14 protein-coding genes and 3 pseudogenes are annotated in these 18,029 nt (G+C 52.1%); 11 read left to right on the top strand and 6 right to left on the bottom strand.

Annotated features, from left to right (window positions below; genetic code table 11):
* From AC3DKE_RS02130 to AC3DKE_RS02120, 3 genes are all read left to right on the top strand, one after another.
* Positions 1–410 (top strand): LysR substrate-binding domain-containing protein (locus tag AC3DKE_RS02130; RefSeq protein ID WP_487989930.1); only part of this gene is annotated, 410 nt, incomplete at its 5' end.
* A gap of 77 nt (positions 411–487) precedes the next feature.
* On the top strand, positions 488–2,656 hold the full coding sequence (locus AC3DKE_RS02125) for a malate synthase G (RefSeq protein WP_379069413.1): 2,169 nt from the start codon (positions 488–490) through the stop codon (positions 2,654–2,656).
* A gap of 108 nt (positions 2,657–2,764) precedes the next feature.
* Positions 2,765–3,649 carry a Dyp-type peroxidase gene (locus AC3DKE_RS02120; RefSeq protein ID WP_340674697.1) on the top strand — a complete coding sequence of 295 codons (885 nt, stop codon included), beginning with the start codon at positions 2,765–2,767 and terminating at the stop codon, positions 3,647–3,649.
* A gap of 68 nt (positions 3,650–3,717) precedes the next feature.
* On the opposite strand, the gene AC3DKE_RS02115 is transcribed toward AC3DKE_RS02120, so the two are convergent.
* Entirely contained in the window at positions 3,718–3,879 is a 162-nt protein-coding gene (locus tag AC3DKE_RS02115) for a rubredoxin (RefSeq protein ID WP_379072097.1), read from the bottom strand.
* A gap of 90 nt (positions 3,880–3,969) precedes the next feature.
* Positions 3,970–5,136 (bottom strand): annotated as a pseudogene (locus AC3DKE_RS02110) (alkane 1-monooxygenase); the annotation flags it as partial.
* A 100-nt stretch (positions 5,137–5,236) separates the two neighbouring features.
* Here AC3DKE_RS02110 and AC3DKE_RS02105 point away from each other — a divergent pair.
* Together AC3DKE_RS02105 and AC3DKE_RS02100 are read left to right on the top strand one after the other, a co-directional pair.
* Complete coding sequence (locus tag AC3DKE_RS02105) at positions 5,237–6,160, top strand: AraC family transcriptional regulator (protein WP_340674695.1); 924 nt, start codon at positions 5,237–5,239, stop codon at positions 6,158–6,160.
* A gap of 101 nt (positions 6,161–6,261) precedes the next feature.
* The gene (locus AC3DKE_RS02100) at positions 6,262–7,953 is read left to right on the top strand and encodes an AMP-binding protein (protein WP_340674694.1); all 1,692 of its coding nucleotides are present in this window, start codon (positions 6,262–6,264) and stop codon (positions 7,951–7,953) included.
* A 99-nt stretch (positions 7,954–8,052) separates the two neighbouring features.
* Here the strand turns inward: AC3DKE_RS02100 and infA are convergent, their stop codons facing one another.
* The 4 genes from infA to trxB form a co-directional block, all read right to left on the bottom strand.
* Positions 8,053–8,271: a translation initiation factor IF-1 gene (gene infA, locus AC3DKE_RS02095; RefSeq protein ID WP_340674693.1), complete on the bottom strand. Its 219-nt coding sequence runs from the start codon at positions 8,269–8,271 to the stop codon at positions 8,053–8,055.
* A gap of 89 nt (positions 8,272–8,360) precedes the next feature.
* The gene (locus AC3DKE_RS02090) at positions 8,361–9,068 is read right to left on the bottom strand and encodes an arginyltransferase (RefSeq protein WP_340674692.1); all 708 of its coding nucleotides are present in this window, start codon (positions 9,066–9,068) and stop codon (positions 8,361–8,363) included.
* Entirely contained in the window at positions 9,065–9,796 is a 732-nt protein-coding gene (aat, locus tag AC3DKE_RS02085) for a leucyl/phenylalanyl-tRNA--protein transferase (RefSeq protein WP_340674691.1), read from the bottom strand. The genes AC3DKE_RS02090 and aat overlap by 4 nt, the downstream gene beginning before the upstream one ends.
* A gap of 8 nt (positions 9,797–9,804) precedes the next feature.
* Complete coding sequence (trxB, locus tag AC3DKE_RS02080; RefSeq protein ID WP_340674690.1) at positions 9,805–10,773, bottom strand: thioredoxin-disulfide reductase; 969 nt, start codon at positions 10,771–10,773, stop codon at positions 9,805–9,807.
* Positions 10,774–10,885: 112 nt separating this feature from the next.
* On the opposite strand from trxB, the pseudogene AC3DKE_RS02075 reads away from it, so the two are divergent.
* The 6 genes and pseudogenes from AC3DKE_RS02075 to cysG all read left to right on the top strand — a co-directional run.
* Positions 10,886–11,476 (top strand): annotated as a pseudogene (locus AC3DKE_RS02075) (DNA translocase FtsK 4TM domain-containing protein); the annotation flags it as partial.
* 285 nt (positions 11,477–11,761) lie between these two features.
* A pseudogene (locus tag AC3DKE_RS02070) lies at positions 11,762–13,261 on the top strand (DNA translocase FtsK); the annotation flags it as partial.
* A gap of 10 nt (positions 13,262–13,271) precedes the next feature.
* On the top strand, positions 13,272–13,973 hold the full coding sequence (gene lolA / locus AC3DKE_RS02065) for an outer membrane lipoprotein periplasmic chaperone LolA (protein ID WP_487989926.1): 702 nt from the start codon (positions 13,272–13,274) through the stop codon (positions 13,971–13,973).
* 2 nt (positions 13,974–13,975) lie between these two features.
* Complete coding sequence (locus AC3DKE_RS02060) at positions 13,976–15,301, top strand: replication-associated recombination protein A (protein WP_340674687.1); 1,326 nt, start codon at positions 13,976–13,978, stop codon at positions 15,299–15,301.
* Positions 15,302–15,321: 20 nt separating this feature from the next.
* Positions 15,322–16,602 carry a serine--tRNA ligase gene (gene serS, locus AC3DKE_RS02055; RefSeq protein ID WP_484216396.1) on the top strand — a complete coding sequence of 427 codons (1,281 nt, stop codon included), beginning with the start codon at positions 15,322–15,324 and terminating at the stop codon, positions 16,600–16,602.
* A complete protein-coding gene (gene cysG, locus AC3DKE_RS02050; RefSeq protein ID WP_379069392.1) occupies positions 16,602–17,987 on the top strand; it encodes a siroheme synthase CysG in 1,386 nt (461 codons plus the stop codon). Before serS ends, cysG begins: the two co-directional genes overlap by 1 nt.
* The last annotated feature ends 42 nt before the right edge of the window (positions 17,988–18,029 follow it).

Genomic DNA, 18,029 nt, shown 5'->3' with positions numbered 1-18,029 from the left:
CAGGCATGGGTATTGGCTTTGGCGTAAACCCTGATCGAGGCCATTTGGGGCAGATCGATGCCGCTTTGGAGCGCCTAGGTCAGCGTCGTCGCATCACGATTTTTACGCGCCATTACCAAATGCCAGCCTTGGTTGCGCACAAGGCCGACTTAGTGGCGACGCTGCCAACACGAATCGCTAAGTTGCAGCAAGACCATCCGCAATTAGTGATTAAAGAGCCGCCATTCCACATTCCAGCCTTTGAGCTAAAGATGGCTTGGGGGCCTTTGCTGCACCATAGCCCTGCGCACCGCTGGCTGCGTCAGCTCATCACTTTTGTCGCCAGACAAATCGCCGAACAAGAAAAAAGCGCAGAAGAAGAGAGCGGCCTAGCGCGGCGTAATGCGCGGATTCGGCGTATTCGGGAATGACCAAAGCTTAAGTTTTGGTTAAACTATGTGCCCCGCACGAACATCCCCTTGATCACAGCACTTTGAGGCAAACGGATATGACTGAACAACGCGTCCAGCACGGCGAACTTGATATCGCCAAATCGCTTTTTGACTTGGTGAATAACGAGGTAGCTCCCGGCACAGGCATAAGCCCTGAGCATTTTTGGCAGCAATTCGAGCAAGTTATGGCCGATTTGATACCTAAAAATAAGGCCTTGCTGGCAAAGCGCGATGATATCCAGGCGAAAATCGATGCATGGCACCAAGCCAACCCAAAAGCTGAGTTTGCTGCGTATAAGGCATTCCTCGTTGAAATCGGCTACTTGATTGCTGAAGGTGCAGATTTCGAAGTGTCGCCAACAAATGTAGACGATGAAATCGCCCATATTGCCGGCCCGCAACTAGTTGTGCCGGTGAAAAATGCCCGTTATGCCTTGAATGCTGCCAATGCGCGTTGGGGCTCTTTATATGACGCGCTGTATGGTACTGACGCTATTTCAGAAGAAGATGGTGCAGTGCGCGCAGGTGGCTACAATCCCGTACGCGGTAATAAAGTCATCGCATTTGCCCGTAAGTTCTTAGATCAGGCAGCACCTTTAGCATCGGGCTCGCACGCAGATAGCACTGCCTATGCCATCGTTAATGGCCAGTTGCAAATCACTCTGGCCACTGGCCAAACAGTAGCGCTAGCTCAGCCAGAAAAATTCGTTGGTTATACTGGTGATGCTGCTGACCCTACAAGTGTCTTGTTGAAAAACAATAACCTGCATGCGGAAATTCAATTCGATCGCAACAGTGCCATTGGCAAAACCGATGCTGCTGGCGTTAAAGATGTGAACTTAGAGTCGGCCATCACCGCTATTCAAGACTGCGAAGATTCAGTTGCAGCCGTTGATGCCGAAGACAAAGTTGAGGTTTACAGCAACTGGTTAGGCCTGATGAAAGGTGACTTGGCTGAGTCATTCCAAAAGGGTGGCAAAACTCTAACGCGTACGCTCAATAGCGACCGCAGCTTCACCACACCATCTGGTGGCGAACTCACGCTGCACGGCCGCGCTCTGCTGCTAGTGCGTAACGTTGGCCATCTGATGACCAACCCAGCCGTTCGCTACAAAGGCGAAGAAGTGCCGGAAGGCATCATGGATGCCATGGTGACTACCTTGGCCGCCATGCACGATCTGCAAAAGAAAAACCGCGTCAGCAACTCGCGTACTGGCTCGATGTATATCGTGAAACCAAAAATGCACGGCCCTGAAGAAGTGGCTTTCGCCAGCGAAATCTTTGCTCGCGTAGAAGATGCTTTGGGCTTGGCACGTAACACCATGAAAATGGGCATCATGGATGAGGAGCGCCGCACTACAGTGAACTTGAAAGAGTGCATCCGTGCCGCTAAAGAGCGTGTGATCTTCATCAACACCGGCTTCTTAGATCGTACCGGCGATGAAATGCACACTTCTATGGAAGCTGGCGCCATGGTGCGTAAAGCTGACATGAAAAAACTGCCATGGATCAGCGCTTACGAAAACTGGAACGTTGATGTTGGCCTGAAATGCGGCCTGCAAGGCAAAGCGCAAATCGGTAAGGGCATGTGGGCAATGCCAGACTTGATGAAAGACATGCTGGAGCAAAAAATTGCGCACCCGAAAGCTGGCGCTAACACTGCTTGGGTGCCATCGCCAACAGGCGCTACGCTGCACGCCACGCATTACCACCAGGTATTAGTGCAAGACGTGCAAGAGCAGCTGAAGTCACGCGCACACGCCAAGCTTGATGACATTTTGACCTATCCAGTGACTCACACACCGAACTGGTCGGTTGAAGAAATCAAAAACGAACTGGATAACAACTGCCAAGGCATCTTGGGTTATGTGGTGCGTTGGATTGACCTTGGTGTGGGTTGCTCGAAAGTGCCAGATATCAACAACGTGGGATTGATGGAAGATCGCGCCACGCTGCGCATCTCCAGTCAGCACGTGGCTAACTGGCTTCGTCACGGCGTTTGCACTAAAGCTCAGGTAACTGAAGCAATGGAGCGCATGGCCGCCGTGGTCGACCAGCAAAATGCTGGTGATCCACTGTACACAGCAATGGCACCAGACTTCGCCAACAGCGTCGCTTTCCAAGCTGCTGCTGAGCTGGTGTTTGAGGGTTGTGCGCAGCCCAATGGCTACACTGAGCCAGTGCTACATCGTCGCCGCTTAGAGTTAAAAGCTGCCAATGCTTAAGTTTTAAGTTGCTCAAAAAGCCGCCATTTGTTCTGCAGATGGCGGCTTTTTTATGGCCATTTCTACCGTATGATTTATGGTAGAGCGGAGCTTATTTAAGGATGTGTTATGAACCAGATGCAAGCAGGCATTTTAGCGCCAGTCCCTGAAAACGCGCGATTCATTAGTTTTCAATTAGCCGATAGCATCTCGCTGGAAACCACACTAAGAGCAGTTCAGGCGCATGCTGATGGCGAGCGCGCAGTTGTCGGTATTGGCTTGACGGTAGTTGAGGCCTTAGGCCAGCACATACCAGGCTTAACGGCAGGCCCTCGTATAGATGGCAGTTTGGTCGATATTCCTTGCCAGCCCATCGCGCTCTGGCTGTGGCTGCGCGGGCCATCGCGTGGTGAGCTCTTGCATCAAGAACGGCATTGGGTCGATATGCTCACGCCATGCTTTACGCGCATGCAAAGCATAGAGTCATTCTGCTACGACAATGGTCGCGACTTAACCGGCTATGAAGATGGCACTGAAAACCCAGAGGGCGAGGAGGCGATTGCTGTTGCTAGCGTTACTGCACCTGCTGCAGATGCATTAGTTGGCAGTAGCTATTTAGCCGTGCAGCAATGGCTACACGACTTTAAAACCTTCGATGCCATGACAGATGCCGAGCAGGACAATACGTTTGGCCGCCACCGCATTAGTAATGAAGAGTTTGATGAGGCGCCAGAAAGCGCGCATGTAAAGCGCACGGAACAAGAAGCTCCCACGCCCGAGGCACACGTTTTGCGCCGCTCTATGCCCTGGTCTGCTGGTAACCGCGCAGGATTGGTGTTCACGGCTTTTGGCCATTCGTTAGAGGCGTTTGAAGTTTTACTTACACGAATGAGCGGTGCTCATGACGGCATTATTGATGGCTTATTTGCTTTCACTAAACCAGTTAATGGGGCCTATGTTTGGTGCCCTGGAATGCGCAATGGTCAGTTGGACCTGCGAGCTTTAGGGCTCTGAGGCTGACTTACCGAATATTTCATCCATAAAAAAGCCGCTATGACAGCGGCTTTTTTATTAGCACCAGTTTATGCCACCGGCACAAAGTCTGCCTTTTCACGTACAGCACAATCTGGGCAAGCCCAATTATCTGGAATGCTCGCCCATGCTGTGCCAGCTGGAAAGCCTTCTTTCGGACAGCCTTCGTGCTCATCATAGGTGTAGCCACAATCGCTACAGCGGTAGCACATCGCATTCGCAACAGGCGTTACCGGCGCTAAGGTTGCGCTCTCTGCTGCGCCATCGGCAATGTGTTGCTCCTGAACGCGATTAAGCTCCGAGCGTAAAATCTTCTCACGCTTGCCCGGCTGAATATTGGCGCGGGTCAAATCACCTTTGTAATGCTTGGCCACCAATGGGTCCATTTGGCGGAACCAGAGGAAAGGAATGTAAGCAGGGATCAGCATTGAGGCATAGCCCGAAGGAAGCTGTGGGCTTTCCTCAAAGTGACGTAAGGCCTGAAAGCTGCGCGTTGGGTGCGCATGATGATCGCTGTGGCGCTGCAGCTGGTACAAAAACAAGTTGGTGACAATGTGGTTGCTATTCCATGAGTGCTCGGGCTTGCAACGCTCAAAGCGACCATCAGCTCCTTTTTGACGCAGTAGGCCGTAATGCTCGATGTAGTTAATCACTTCCAACAATGCGGCACCGTAGAAGGCTTGCAGCAGCAAGAAGGGCAGTGCATACCAGCCTAAAACAGCGGTAACGGCAGCAAAGAAGACAACGGTTAAGGCCCAGGCCTGCAGGTTATCGTTGCTCAAACTCCACACCGATTTATCCTGGCGATTCAGGCGTTCGCCTTCAATTTTCCATGCTGAGCGCACGCTACCAATCATTGTGCGTGGTAAAAATGCCCAAAATGTCTCGCCCATGCGTGAGCTGGCAGGATCATCTGGAGTCGCAACATTTTTGTGATGACCACGCACGTGCTCAGCGTAAAAATGGCCATAGGCAACAGGCGCTAACGTCAATTTAGCCATCCAGCGGCCAAACTCATCGCGTTTGTGTGAAAGCTCATGAGCAGTATTAATGGCGATACCATTAATCGCACCAACGGATAGCACAACACCAATATAACCAAACACCGACAGATCGCCAGTGACAGCAATGACTGCGCCCCAAATCGTGACAATAAATTGCGATGGAATATAGGCATACACAATGAAACGATAATAGCTGTCGGACTCTAGCTGGTTCACCATGGACTCTGGTGGATTATTCGTATCAGTACCAATTAAACGATCTAGCGCAGGAATGACGCCGTAAACCAGCAAAGGGCCGCCCCATAAAAAGGCTTGGATGCCAGTGAGCTCATAGGCCAGTAAAATCAATAAGCCCAATACGGGCAGCATAGGGCTGAGTAGCCAAAGATAGCGTTTGCCATCAGTCCATGCGGTATCAGCAGTAGTCGTGGTCATGAGTGTTCTCCTAGCGCTAGGCGCTGCTATCAGGCTCTGCCGGCCTTGTGAACATATCATTGTGCAATGTAACGGTTTATGGCAGGCTTAATTCACCGGATATCTATCTCAAAACGCCGACTAAGACGCTATGGAAGACTTTTTAAGTGTGGTTTTCGATGATTTGCACCTTAAGGGCGCTGGGTATGCCTTCGTTCATGGCCACGCTAATTGGTCGGCTCAGGTTGCATTGCCAGGGCGAGCTGTCTTTCATGCGGTGCTATTTGGTGAAGTGCATTTACATACTCACCAGCAAACCTATCACCTGCGCGCCGGCGACCTATTCGTTTTGCCAAGTGGTTTAGCTCATACCTTGTCAGATGCCTCACTGTCGCCTCAAGCGCCTGAAAACATTAGCTATGCCCTCAGTGAACGCCGCCATCAACCTTATGCTTTGGGTGAGGGCAATATTTCGGCGATTGTGCTTATTGCCGGCAGTCATTACGACACTGATCTTGGTCAGCCGCTAATGTCGGCGCTGCCTTCAGCATTTCTAGTGGCCGGCCAAGGCCAGGAGCCGCCGGAATGGCTGCGCATCGGCATCTTGTTTCTTCAGCAAGAAATTAGCGAGTCGCGCCCAGGCCAGCAAAGCATCTTGAATCGTCTAGGCGATATTTGGTTTATGCAGTGCTTGCGAGTGTATATCGACAAAATTTCGACAGATGACAGTAGCTGGTTGCGCGCGTTGAAAGATCCTGCCTTGGCTACCGTGTTGAGCGCCGTGCATCGCAAGCCTGAGCAAGAATGGACCGTGCCGAAAATGGCCGAGTTAGCACATTTATCGCGCTCAGCTTTTGCCGATCGTTTTCAGCGCACCATGGGCAAGCCGCCACAACGCTATCTCAATGAACACCGCATGCGTTTGGCGGCTTGGCAGCTTCGCCATAGCGATCAGCCTGTTTGCCGGATAGCCGACATGATTGGCTACGCATCAGAGACTGCGTTTGGCCAAGCCTTTAAACGCGCACATGGCATGGCGCCTGGCCGCTATCGTCAGCATATTCGCGAGCAATGAGTAGGGAAATAGCCCATCGGCCTCGCCTTAAGCTGTAAATCTGGTATAAAAGACCACTGATGCAGCCCACATAACAATAGAAATCGTAAGAAGGATAATTTATGAGCCGCTACGCTTCCCGCTCAACACTAGTGCATTGCTTACTGCATTGGGCTGAGACTACTCCCAATGCCCCTTATCTGACTCAGCCTAATGCCGATGGCTCGTCATATGACATCACTTGGGGTCAAGCTGCCGATCAAGCTCGCCGCTTAGCATCACATATAAAATCATTGAATTTGGGTGAGGGCGCCTCTGTTGGCCTGCTCGGTCGTAACAGCGCTCACTGGATTGTTGCCGACGTTGCCATTTGGATGGCCGGCCATGTCACCGTGCCTTTATATCCGACATTAAATGGCGAATCTGCCGCTTATATCCTCGATCATTCTGATTGTAAGGCCATTATTTTAGGCAAAATGGATGGCATTGCCGATGGTTGGAAAGACATCGAGCCGCACCTGCCCAGCTTGCCTATGCTGAGCTTGCCGCTATCGCCACGCATGGATGTGCCGCAATATAACGATATTATCGCCAATACAGCGCCGATCAGCGATGAAGACATCACGCTACCGCATGTTGATGCCATGGCGACGATTGTCTACACATCAGGCTCTACTGGCCGTCCTAAAGGTGTCATGCATAGCTTTGGCACCATGTGCTCGGTGGCTAATGCCCTGCGTGATACTTATAAAGTCACGCGTGATGAGCGCATGTTGTCGTACTTACCATTGGCTCACGTGGCTGAGCGCGCCGTAGTTGAAACCGCCTCGCTATATTTTGGCTATCGTGTTTTCTTCGCCGACGGCCTAGAAACCTTCCAACGCGACTTACAGCGTGCGCAACCGACAATTTTCTTCTCAGTGCCGCGCCTCTGGACCAAGTTCTATCTCGCTATCAATGAGAAGTTGCCACCATCCAAGCAACGAATTTTGTTCAATATCCCATTCCTTAATCGCTTGGTGAAAGGCAAGATTCTTAAGCAGCTAGGCCTCGACAAAGTGCGTATTGCTATCACTGCTTCAGCGCCTCTGCCACCAAATATCATGAACTGGTATCACAACCTTGGCCTCGAACTACTTGACGTTTATGGTATGTCGGAAAACTTCGGTTACTCGCATGGCTCACGTCCTGGCGAAGTCCGTATTGGCTATGTTGGTCACGCCAACCCTGGTGTTGAACAGCGCATTGGCGACAATGGCGAAGTGCTAGTAAAAAGCCCTGGCCAGATGATGGGCTATTACAAAGCGCCGGATAAAACCGCTGAAGACATGACTGATGACGGCTTCCTGAAAACAGGTGACCGTGGTGAGTTAGATAAAGAAGGCCGCTTGAAAATTACTGGCCGTGTCAAAGAGCTGTTTAAAACCTCTAAAGGCAAATACGTTGCGCCAGTGCCAATTGAGCAAAAGCTTAATGTGCATCAGAAGGTTGAGGTAATTTGCGTTACTGGTCCAACACAGCCACAGCCATTCGCACTATTTATGCTGTCCTTAGACGCCTTGAAAGAAATCGAGAACGGCGAGCTTTCACGTGACACATTAACGAATGATTTCAAGGATTTATTGAAGTCTGTTAATGCGACGCTAGAAGATCATGAGCGACTAGATTATGTCGTGGTAGTGAAGGATCAGTGGACCATCGAGAATGGTTACTTAACGCCTACGATGAAAATCAAACGCAATATCATTGAAGATAGCTACTTGCCGCAAGCCGATGGTTGGGTTGCGCGCCGTGAGCAGGTGATTTGGGAGTAATCTCAAACACCTGAACATAAAAAAGGTCGGCATAAGCCGACCTTTTTTATGAGCGCTACTTTTTCAAAGACAGAAAATGTGGCGCTACTTTGCGGGTTTCTAACGAACGCGGTAGGTGATTCGGCCTTTACTTAAATCATAAGGCGTCATCTCAACCTTGACCTGATCGCCAGTCAAAATACGGATGTAATGCTTACGCATTTTGCCCGAGATATGGGCAGTAACAACGTGGCCATTCTCAAGTTCGACGCGGAACATGGTGTTTGGCAGGGTATCGATAACCACGCCATCAAATTCTAATTGCTCTTCTTTCGACATGCAGCAAAGGCCTCATGGGCTATGGAATGTAGGGCGCTGAGTAAAATTTCAGACGCTTCGAAAACGCGCGCATTGTGCCCGAAAAAACCTCATCGCGCTAGCAACCATTCGTTTTCAATTAGCAGTTCTAATGGACGGAACTGAGTTTTGTAGCGCATACGCTGGGCTTGTCGCACCCAATAGCCCAAATATAGCGAGCGTAGACCTTTGGCACGACAGGCTTCTATCTGCCATAAAATAGCAAAAGTGCCAAGGCTGCGGGTATTTATTTCTGGATCGTAAAAAGTGTAGACCGCCGATAAGCCATTTTCTAGGCTATCGGTCACGGCAACGATAAGCAGTTGGCCATTGAGACGAAACTCAACGAGCTCGGTATCTGACCAATCGCTGGTTAGAAATTCGCGGTATTGGCGTGGGCTAGGCGGATACATGTCGCCTTCGCGATGGCGTGCACTGATGTAGCGCGCATAGAGGGCGTAGTGCTCTTCTGACCACTGTACTGGCACAGGTGCCACCGTGATGTCTTGGTTGCGCTGCCAGCAGCGGCGTTGCTCGCGTCGTGGATGAAAGTCTGCCACCGGTATGCGCACCGAAATACAGGCGCTACAACCTTGGCATTGAGGTCTGTAGACATAGTTGCCGCTGCGGCGAAAGCCAAGGTCGGAGAGCTGGCTGTAGATTGGCGCGGTCATATCGGCTTCAGGGTCAGCAAATAGCGTGACGGCTTGGCGATCGTCTAAGTAGCTACAGGCATGAGCGGCCGTAGTGAAGAAAGTGATATTGCCGCCGCTACTCATAAAGTCTCCGCCACAGTGAAGCCGGCTGCCGCTAGCGCGCTATGCGCCTGTGACCACGGCAGCGTAGGTGTTTCAGGTTGTTGAGCTAACAATGCTAAGTAATCGTTTCGAGACATGATGGTCGCACCAAGACTAAGCAAATGGTCATTTTCTAGCTGACAGTCTACCCATTCCACCTGCCACGCCTGAGACAAGGTCATTAAGGCCCAAAATGCCAGCTTTGAGGCATCGCGACAGTGGCTAAACATCGACTCACCGCAAAATATGCCGCCAACAGTGACGCCATAGAGGCCGCCGACTAGCGCATCATCCCGCCAAACCTCAATGCTTTGTGCCCAACCTAGCTTGTGCAGCGCTACATAGCCGGCTTGAATTTCAGTTGTGATCCAGGTGTCGTCGGCATAAGGGCGAGGAGCAGCACAGGCGACAATGACTTCAGCGAAGGCCTGATTGCAGCTAAAGCGCCAGCTTGCTTGGCGGCGGGTTTTTACTAAACTTTTGCTGGGGATAAATGTTGCTGGGTCGATAACGCAGCGCGGATCAGGAGACCACCACAGTAGAGGCTCACCGGCCGATGACCACGGGAAAATACCGGCTCGATAGGCAGCTTGCAGGCGAGTAGGGGAGACATCGCCTCCCGCCGCAAGCAGGCCATCGGGATAGTCCAGAGCAGTGCTTGGCGCTGGAAATGGGTCATCGCCGGCAAGCCACGGCAGTTGCGTGGTCATCGCTGGTTTTAGTTGCCAAGAGCGTCGAGGTATTTCTCGGCATCGAGCGCGGCCATGCAGCCAGCGCCGGCCGAGGTAATGGCCTGGCGATAGACGTGATCGGCGATATCACCAGCAGCAAATACGCCCGGCACATTGGTCGCCGTGGCATTGCCTTCGATGCCGCTGCGAATACGGACATAGCCATTATTCATATCGACTTGGCCGGCAAAAATATCGGAATTGGGTATATGGCCAATGGCAATAAAGATGCCGGCGACAGCAACATCCTGCTGGATGCCATCGCGGCCATCAGCGGTATTGACCGATACCAAGCGAGCGCCATTAACGCCGCCATCATCGCCTAAGACTTCTTCTAAAGCATGATTCCAAATAATGGAGATTTTACCGGCTTTGACCTTCTCGAACAGATGATCTTGCAGGATTTTTTCTGATTTCACTTTATCGCGGCGATGCACCAGCGTGACATGCTCAGCGATATTGGACAGATACAGTGCTTCTTCGACAGCGGTATTGCCGCCGCCGACGACCATGACGCGTTGGCCGCGATAGAAAAAGCCATCGCAAGTCGCGCAAGCACTGATGCCGCGGCCCATGAACGCCTCTTCAGAAGGCAAGCCTAGGTACTGAGCCGATGCGCCAGTGGCAATGATAAGTGCATCGCAGGTGTATTCACCGCTATCGCCAGTAAGCACAAAAGGGCGAGTTTTCAGGTCCACGGCATTGATATGGTCAAATAATACTTGGGTGCCGAAGCGCTCGGCGTGACGTTGCATACGCTCCATCAGCGCAGGGCCGGTTAAGCCTTCAACATCGCCTGGCCAGTTATCGACTTCGGTGGTGGTGGTGAGCTGACCGCCGGCTTGCATGCCAGTAATCACCACAGGGTTTAAATTAGCGCGAGCAGCATAAACAGCTGCCGAATAGCCGGCAGGGCCTGAACCAAGAATAATTAAGCGGTGATGTACGCGTGCCATGCTAGCTCCAAAATGCATTGAGGAAAAAATCGTCGCTCAGTATAGCAAGCATGGCATCTTGGTGTGGTGCGGTTACAATGGCCCATCACTTTTATAGCGAGCGCCAACACCAATGCGCTCAACGAGACCGAAGCCATTGCCTGATAACACGTCAAAAAATGCCCAACGCAACGATGCTCAGCAAATGCCCATGGGTGAATTGGCCATCAACGCCCTACGTCGCCGAGATGTGCAAACTATATTTTGGTTAGTTTTAGCGGTATTTATTCTGTTGGCACTGATTACGCGTTCACCGGAAGACAGTGCTTGGACTCACGTTGGCAGCGCGCCTTTGCACAATGCCGCTGGTAGTGCTGGCGCTCATTTGGCCGACTATCTAGGTTTTCTGCTTGGCCCCTTGGCCTATGCCATTCCGGCGTTGATGCTCTGGCGTGTGGCTATTTTGTGGTGGCGGCCTTCGCGTGCATTGGTAGGCATGCCACAAGTGGTGGCATGGGTAGTGGCGTTATTGTCATTGGCGGCGCTTGGACATATTCATTTTATCGCACCCGATTACGGCCTCGAAAATGCTTCCGGTGGTGTTATCGGGCAGGTTCTAGGCTCGAGCATGTGGCATGCCACGGGCTTATTAGGCAGCACATTAATTTTAATTGTGCTGTTTCTGGTGACATTTACCGCAGCAACAGGCTTTGCATGGGGCAGGGCTAGCGAACTTCTTGGCCGCGGATTGTTTTGGCTAGGTCAAAGCTTTGTCGCTGCTATAGCCTCGCTGTGGCAGCGTTTGCGCAGTGAGCCGAAAAAGCCAACTACAGCAATGGCTCCACGTCATGTGCCTCAAATGCGTGCCACACCTGAAACGCAGGCCGTAGCAAATGAAGTGCCGCGTGTGCGCAGTGAAATTACTATTTCTCCTGCGGCTCAGGTCAAGGTGGCGAAGAAAATACCAGTGCAACGGCCATTATTTGCGCCGCCACCAGGTGAGGGCGTGCTGCCATCGATGGACTTGCTTGACCCGGCTGAAGTGCAGATTGGTAAGGGCTATAGCGCAGAAGCGCTAGAGGGCATGTCGCGCCTACTCGAAATTAAGCTGAAAGAATTTAATGTCGATGCCACTGTGGTCGCGGTACAGCCAGGCCCAGTTATTACGCGTTTTGAGATTCAACCGGCTGCAGGTGTGAAAGTTGCGCGAATAACCAATATTGCCAAAGATCTAGCGCGCGCCATGGCAATGATTTCGGTGCGTGTGGTTGAGGTGATTCCGGGCAAATCCGTTGTTGGCATTGAAGTGCCGAACCAAGATCGTGAAATGGTGCGGCTCTCAGAGATTTTAACCTCTAGCGTTTATGAAGGTAAATCCAGCCCGCTAACCTTGGCGCTAGGCAAAGACATCGCTGGCAACCCCATCGTTGCTGATCTCGCGCGCATGCCGCACTTATTGGTCGCGGGTACTACCGGCTCGGGTAAATCAGTGGGCGTGAACGCGATGATTTTATCGATGCTGTTTAAAGCCACACCGGAAGATCTGCGCCTAATCATGATTGACCCAAAAATGTTGGAACTGTCGGTCTACGACAAAATTCCGCATTTGCTAACGCCTGTTGTCACCGATATGAAAGATGCCGCCAATGCTTTGCGCTGGTGTGTGGCCGAGATGGATCGCCGCTATAAGCTGATGTCTAAGCTTGGCGTGCGTAATCTCGACGGCTATAACAAGAAAGTGACTGATGCCATTGCTGCTGGCGAGCCGATTAAAGATCCGTTATGGAAAGCTGGCGAAAATGTGTTTGAAGAGGAAGCATCAGATCTCGGCAAGTTGCCCTATATTGTCGTGATTATCGACGAATTTGCCGACATGATCATGATTGTTGGCAAGAAGGTTGAAGAGCTGATTGCGCGTATTGCACAAAAAGCCCGCGCAGCCGGTATTCACTTAATTTTGGCCACACAACGGCCATCAGTAGATGTGATCACTGGCTTGATCAAAGCCAACGTGCCAACGCGAATTGCCTTCCAAGTGTCGTCACGTATCGACTCACGCACCATCCTTGATCAAGGCGGTGCAGAAATGCTGCTAGGCAATGGCGATATGCTGTTTTTACCGCCCGGCACGAGCTTAACTGAACGAGTTCACGGCGCCTTTGTCAGCGACGATGAGGTCCACCGCGTTTGTGGAGACTGGCGCGCTCGTGGAGAGCCCGACTATATCGATGCCATTTTAGACGGCGGCTCTGAGGGTGAGGGCGGCAGCAAAGGCGGTTTTGGCGGCTTCGATGATGTCGGCGGTGATCCCGAGCAAGATGCGCTTTACGATGAAGCATTGGCTTTTGTGTTGGAAACGCGCCGCCCATCGATTTCGTTTGTGCAGCGTAAGTTCAAAATTGGTTATAACCGCGCCGCACGCTTGGTTGAAGCCATGGAGAACGCGGGCGTGGTGTCGCCAATGCAAAGCAATGGTCAACGCGAAATCATCGTTCCTCATCGCGATTAAAGGATTTGATATGACCGTTTTAAAATCACTGTTTGTCCTGAGTGTATTGGCTGCTGGCATTAGCACAGCTGCTGTCGCAGCCGATGCTAGCTTGGCAAAAGCGACTGCTCCTGCGGCGGCGGTAGCTGCTAAACCTGCACAAACTGCGGCGCAAGAGAAGGCAGCGAGTGCGGCACTATCGACTCGCTTAAAGGCATTAAAAACGCTAAGCACCGAGTTTACTCAAACCACGCAAAGTCGTGGCGCTGCAGATAAGATTCTTACCGGCACCTTGCAAGCACGCAAACCCGGCCAATTTCGCTGGGAAGTGAAGCAGCCGTTTAGCCAACTCATCGTAGCCGATGGCACGTCAGTGTTTATTTATGATCCCGACTTAGCCCAGTTGATGATTCGACCCTTAGGCGAGGCTTGGGGTGAAACTCCTGCGTTATTGTTTACTGGCGATGCCGCTATGCTTGCCAAGCAGTTCAGCGTTCGCCAAAGCCAAAATGGCGCCATTACCACTTTTCATCTCAGCCCGCGTGCTAAGGACAGCTTATTTACTGAGCTGAACTTATCGTTCAAAGGCGATTTGCCGCAGTCGATGACTTTGCTTGATGCTGGCAATCAGCGCACTGAGGTGGCGTTTTTCAAGGCCAAGCGTAATGTCACCTTGAGCAATGAGCGTTTTACTTTCACGCCGCCTGCTGGCACTGACATTATTCGTGAATAAACGTGATCGATGAGCCCTCGTTTGCGCCATTAGCGGCTCGGCTTAGGCCGCAGTCGCTGGCCGACTACATTGGCCAGACCCATGTCTTAGCGCGTGGGCGGCCATTGCGCGAGGCTATCGAGCACGGTCAACTGCATTCGATGATTCTCTGGGGGCCGCCTGGTGTTGGTAAAACCACACTAGCGCGTCTGCTCTGTAGTGCCTGTGATGCCCGTTTAATTGCGATCTCAGCCGTGCTCTCAGGCGTAAAAGAGATACGAGCTGCCATTGAAGAGGCGCAGTTTTACAAGCAGCAAGGTCAGCGCACGGTGCTCTTTGTCGACGAAGTGCATCGCTTCAATAAGTCGCAACAAGACGCATTTTTGCCGCATGTGGAAGATGGCACGCTGATTTTCATTGGCGCCACTACCGAAAACCCTTCGTTTGAGCTCAATAAAGCGCTGCTGTCTCGAGCTCGTGTTTACGTACTGAAGAGCCTGACGCACGATGACCTGCTCCAGCTTATCGAGCAGGCGCTTACACATCGCGATGGCCTCGCCAATCGCACGTTAAAGCTGAGTTCTGAGCAAAAGCATGCCATTGCTCATGCTGCAGATGGTGACGCGCGCCGCACGCTAAACCTGCTCGATATCGCAGCTGATTTGGCCGACAGCAACGGCCTACTTGATGACAGCGGCCTCAATGACATCTTGCAAGGTAGCGCACGCCGCTTCGATAAACACGGTGATGATTTCTACGATCAAATCTCAGCGCTGCATAAGTCCGTGCGCGGCTCCGACCCGCAAGGTGCACTGTATTGGTTAGCGCGAATGATTGATGGCGGCTGCGACCCGCTCTATATCGCCCGCCGTGTGGTGCGCATGGCCAGCGAAGACATCGGTCTGGCAGACCCGCGCGCGCAAACGCTCGCGCTTGAGGCTTGGCAGGCGCTTGAGCGCCTAGGCCAGCCCGAAGGCGAGTTGGCATTGGCGCAAGCGGTAACTTATTTGGCCATCGCGGCGAAAAGTAATGCTGTTTATGGTGCCTGGAAAGCCGCTAAAGCCGCTGTCATTAGCCATGGCTCATTGCCGGTGCCGAAACATTTACGTAACGCGCCAACTGCTTTAATGAAGCAGCAAGGCCACGGTCTCGATTATCATTATGCCCATGACTTTCCAGAAGCCTTTGTGGCTGGCGAACGCTATTTGCCCGAAAATCTAGCGGGGCAGGTGTTCTACCACCCTGTGGCGCGTGGCTTAGAGCTAAAAGTTCAGGCTAAACTCGCACGCTTAAACGACTTAAATACCGCCAGTGGCTGGAAGCGCGGCGAAGACGACCCCATTGATTAATGTATTAACAGGATGCTGCCATGCTGGACCCGAAACTACTGCGTAATGATTTAGCCGCTGTTGCCGCAGCATTAGCCAAGCGCCATGTCGTGCTTGCGAGCGCTGAATTAGAGGCTATTGAGCAGCAGCGCCGGCAGTTACAGCTGGACGCTGAGCGTTTGCAAGCTGAGCGTAATGCTGGCTCTAAGCGCTTTGGTCAGGCTAAGCGCAATGGCGAAAGCACCGATGCACTGCAGCTTGAAATGGAAGCCATTAACACCGCCTTAGCTGAGGCTGAGCAGGCACTGTCGCAAGTCCAAGCAACTTGGCAGGCCTTAGCGCTGGGCTTACCAAATATGCCGCACGAGTCTGTGCCAGCAGGCAAAGGCGAAGATGACAATGTAGAAATTCGCCGCTGGGGCACACCGGGCACATTCGACTTTGAAGTGAAGGATCATGTCGCCTTAGGCTCAAGTCTCGGCATGGATTTCGAACGCGCGAGCAAACTCAGCGGCGCGCGTTTTACCGTGCTCACTGGCCCATTAGCTAGGCTGCACCGCGCGTTGACGCAATTTATGCTCGACACTCACACTGATCAGCACGGCTATAACGAAGTTTATGTACCGTATTTAGTTAATGCCGAAAGCCTGCAAGGAACCGGTCAGTTGCCTAAATTTGCCGATGACCTATTCAAGCTACAGGGCGAGCGCGAATTGTTTTTGATTCCGACCGCCGAAGTGCCGGTGACCAATTTACATCGCGATGAAATCATCCCAGTCGATGAGTTGCCTAAGCGCTATGTTGCGCATACACCTTGCTTCCGCAGTGAAGCTGGCGCTTACGGTCGTGATACGCGCGGCATGATTCGTCAGCATCAATTCGAAAAGGTTGAGCTGGTACAGTTTGTCCGCCCCGAAGATAGCGATGCCACCTTAGAAACGTTGGTTGGTCATGCTGAGGCTATTTTGCAAGCGCTGGAGCTGCCGTATCGCACCATGCTGCTGTGCGGCGGCGATATGGGTTTTTCCGCCTGTAAAACCTATGATTTAGAAGTGTGGTTGCCCGGTCAGCAGACTTATCGTGAAATCTCCTCGTGCTCGAACTTCGCCAGCTTCCAAGCTCGCCGTCTGCAAGCCCGCTACCGCCATCCTGAAACCGGTAAGCCGGACTTACTGCACACACTCAATGGCTCTGGCCTTGCCGTTGGCCGCACCTTGGTTGCAGTGCTAGAAAACTATCAAGAGGCCGATGGCAGCATTCGTATTCCTACCGTATTGCAGCCGTATATGGGTGGATTAACACGCTTGAGTGCTAATGCTTGATGGATACATTACCGCTGGGCTTTCGCCTAAAAGATAAACCTTGCTTATTGGTTGGTGGCGGCGAAATTGCCCAGCGCAAAGCCTCGCTTTTGCTACGCGCTGGCGCCCGCATTCATCTGGTTGCATTAGAGGTCATACCGGCTTTGCGAGAGGCCGTGGAGGCGCATGGCGGGCGAGTGAGTCTGCGAGGCTATGATAGCGGCGACATCGAGAGCAATATTTTAGTGGTTGCTGCCACAGACAAGCTCGATCTCAACGCCCAAGTCTCCGCTGATGCTCAATCCCGCGGCATTCCGGTCAATGTCGTCGATGCGCCAGCACTGTGCACGGTAATTTTCCCCGCCATTGTCGATAGATCGCCCTTACTCATCGGCATCTCAAGCAATGGCGTATCGCCAGTCCTCGCACGCATCTTGCGCGGCAAAATCGAATCGATGATTCCTGCTGCCTATGGCCGTTTGGCCGAGCTTCTAGGCGAGTTTCGCAATAAGGCAAAAGTGCGCTTTCCTGATGTTTCCGCGCGGCGCTTATTTTGGGAAACACAGCTCGATGGCAGCATGCCAGAGTTAGTGTTTTCAGGCCGCGTCGATGAAGCCCGAACAGTAATAGAGCAAGCAATTGCTAACCCAGATCAGCGCGGGGCAGGTGAGGTCTACTTGGTTGGTGCTGGCCCTGGTGACCCTGACCTACTTACTTTCAAGGCGCTAAGGCTGATGCAACAGGCCGACGTCGTGGTTTATGACCGATTGGTGTCGGCGCCCATCTTGGATTTATGTCGCCGCGATGCTGAACGCATATATGTCGGCAAGGCACGCGCCGACCATGCCTTACCGCAGGAAGGTATCAATGCCTTACTCGTGCGCTTGGCGCAAGAAGGTAAACGTGTCTGCCGCTTAAAGGGCGGCGACCCATTCATCTTTGGCCGTGGCGGCGAGGAAATCGAAGAGCTCAGCGAGGCTGGCGTTAGCTTTCAAGTTGTACCTGGTATTACCGCCGCTAGTGGCTGCTCAGCCTATGCTGGTATTCCATTGACCCATCGCGATTACGCTCAATCAGTGCGCTTTGTTACCGGTCATTTAAAAAATGGCACGCCAGATTTGCCATGGGCCGAACTGGTGCATCCAAACCAAACTCTTGTGCTATATATGGGGTTAACTAGCTTAGGACCTATCCGTGAGCAATTGTTAGCTCACGGTTTAGCAGCAACGACACCAGTAGCGATGATTTCTAAAGGTACGACACCTGATCAACGCGTTGTTATCGGCACGCTGAAAACTATTGAGGATAAGTTGGCGAATGAGCCGTTACCCGCCCCAACCTTAATTATTGTTGGTGAGGTCGTAAAACTACGCAGCCGTTTAAACTGGTTTGTACCACTGTCGTAACCACATGTACTTATGTATACTCTGTGCATACTACAAGGAGTA

This window comes from Paraperlucidibaca sp., assembly GCF_982810325.1.
This window is presented reverse-complemented; position numbering and strand designations above follow the sequence as displayed.

Coding starts and splice junctions, on each gene's coding strand:
- serS (WP_484216396.1), top strand. CDS start 15,322: ATGCTGGACCCGAAACTACTGCGTAATGATTTAGCCGCTGTTGCCGCA.
- AC3DKE_RS02115 (WP_379072097.1), bottom strand. CDS start 3,879: ATGTGCTACCGCTGTAGCGATTGTGGCTACACCTATGATGAGCACGAA.
- AC3DKE_RS02090 (WP_340674692.1), bottom strand. CDS start 9,068: ATGAGTAGCGGCGGCAATATCACTTTCTTCACTACGGCCGCTCATGCC.
- infA (WP_340674693.1), bottom strand. CDS start 8,271: ATGTCGAAAGAAGAGCAATTAGAATTTGATGGCGTGGTTATCGATACC.
- AC3DKE_RS02105 (WP_340674695.1), top strand. CDS start 5,237: ATGGAAGACTTTTTAAGTGTGGTTTTCGATGATTTGCACCTTAAGGGC.
- trxB (WP_340674690.1), bottom strand. CDS start 10,773: ATGGCACGCGTACATCACCGCTTAATTATTCTTGGTTCAGGCCCTGCC.
- aat (WP_340674691.1), bottom strand. CDS start 9,796: ATGACCACGCAACTGCCGTGGCTTGCCGGCGATGACCCATTTCCAGCG.
- AC3DKE_RS02125 (WP_379069413.1), top strand. CDS start 488: ATGACTGAACAACGCGTCCAGCACGGCGAACTTGATATCGCCAAATCG.
- AC3DKE_RS02100 (WP_340674694.1), top strand. CDS start 6,262: ATGAGCCGCTACGCTTCCCGCTCAACACTAGTGCATTGCTTACTGCAT.
- AC3DKE_RS02120 (WP_340674697.1), top strand. CDS start 2,765: ATGAACCAGATGCAAGCAGGCATTTTAGCGCCAGTCCCTGAAAACGCG.
- lolA (WP_487989926.1), top strand. CDS start 13,272: ATGACCGTTTTAAAATCACTGTTTGTCCTGAGTGTATTGGCTGCTGGC.
- cysG (WP_379069392.1), top strand. CDS start 16,602: ATGGATACATTACCGCTGGGCTTTCGCCTAAAAGATAAACCTTGCTTA.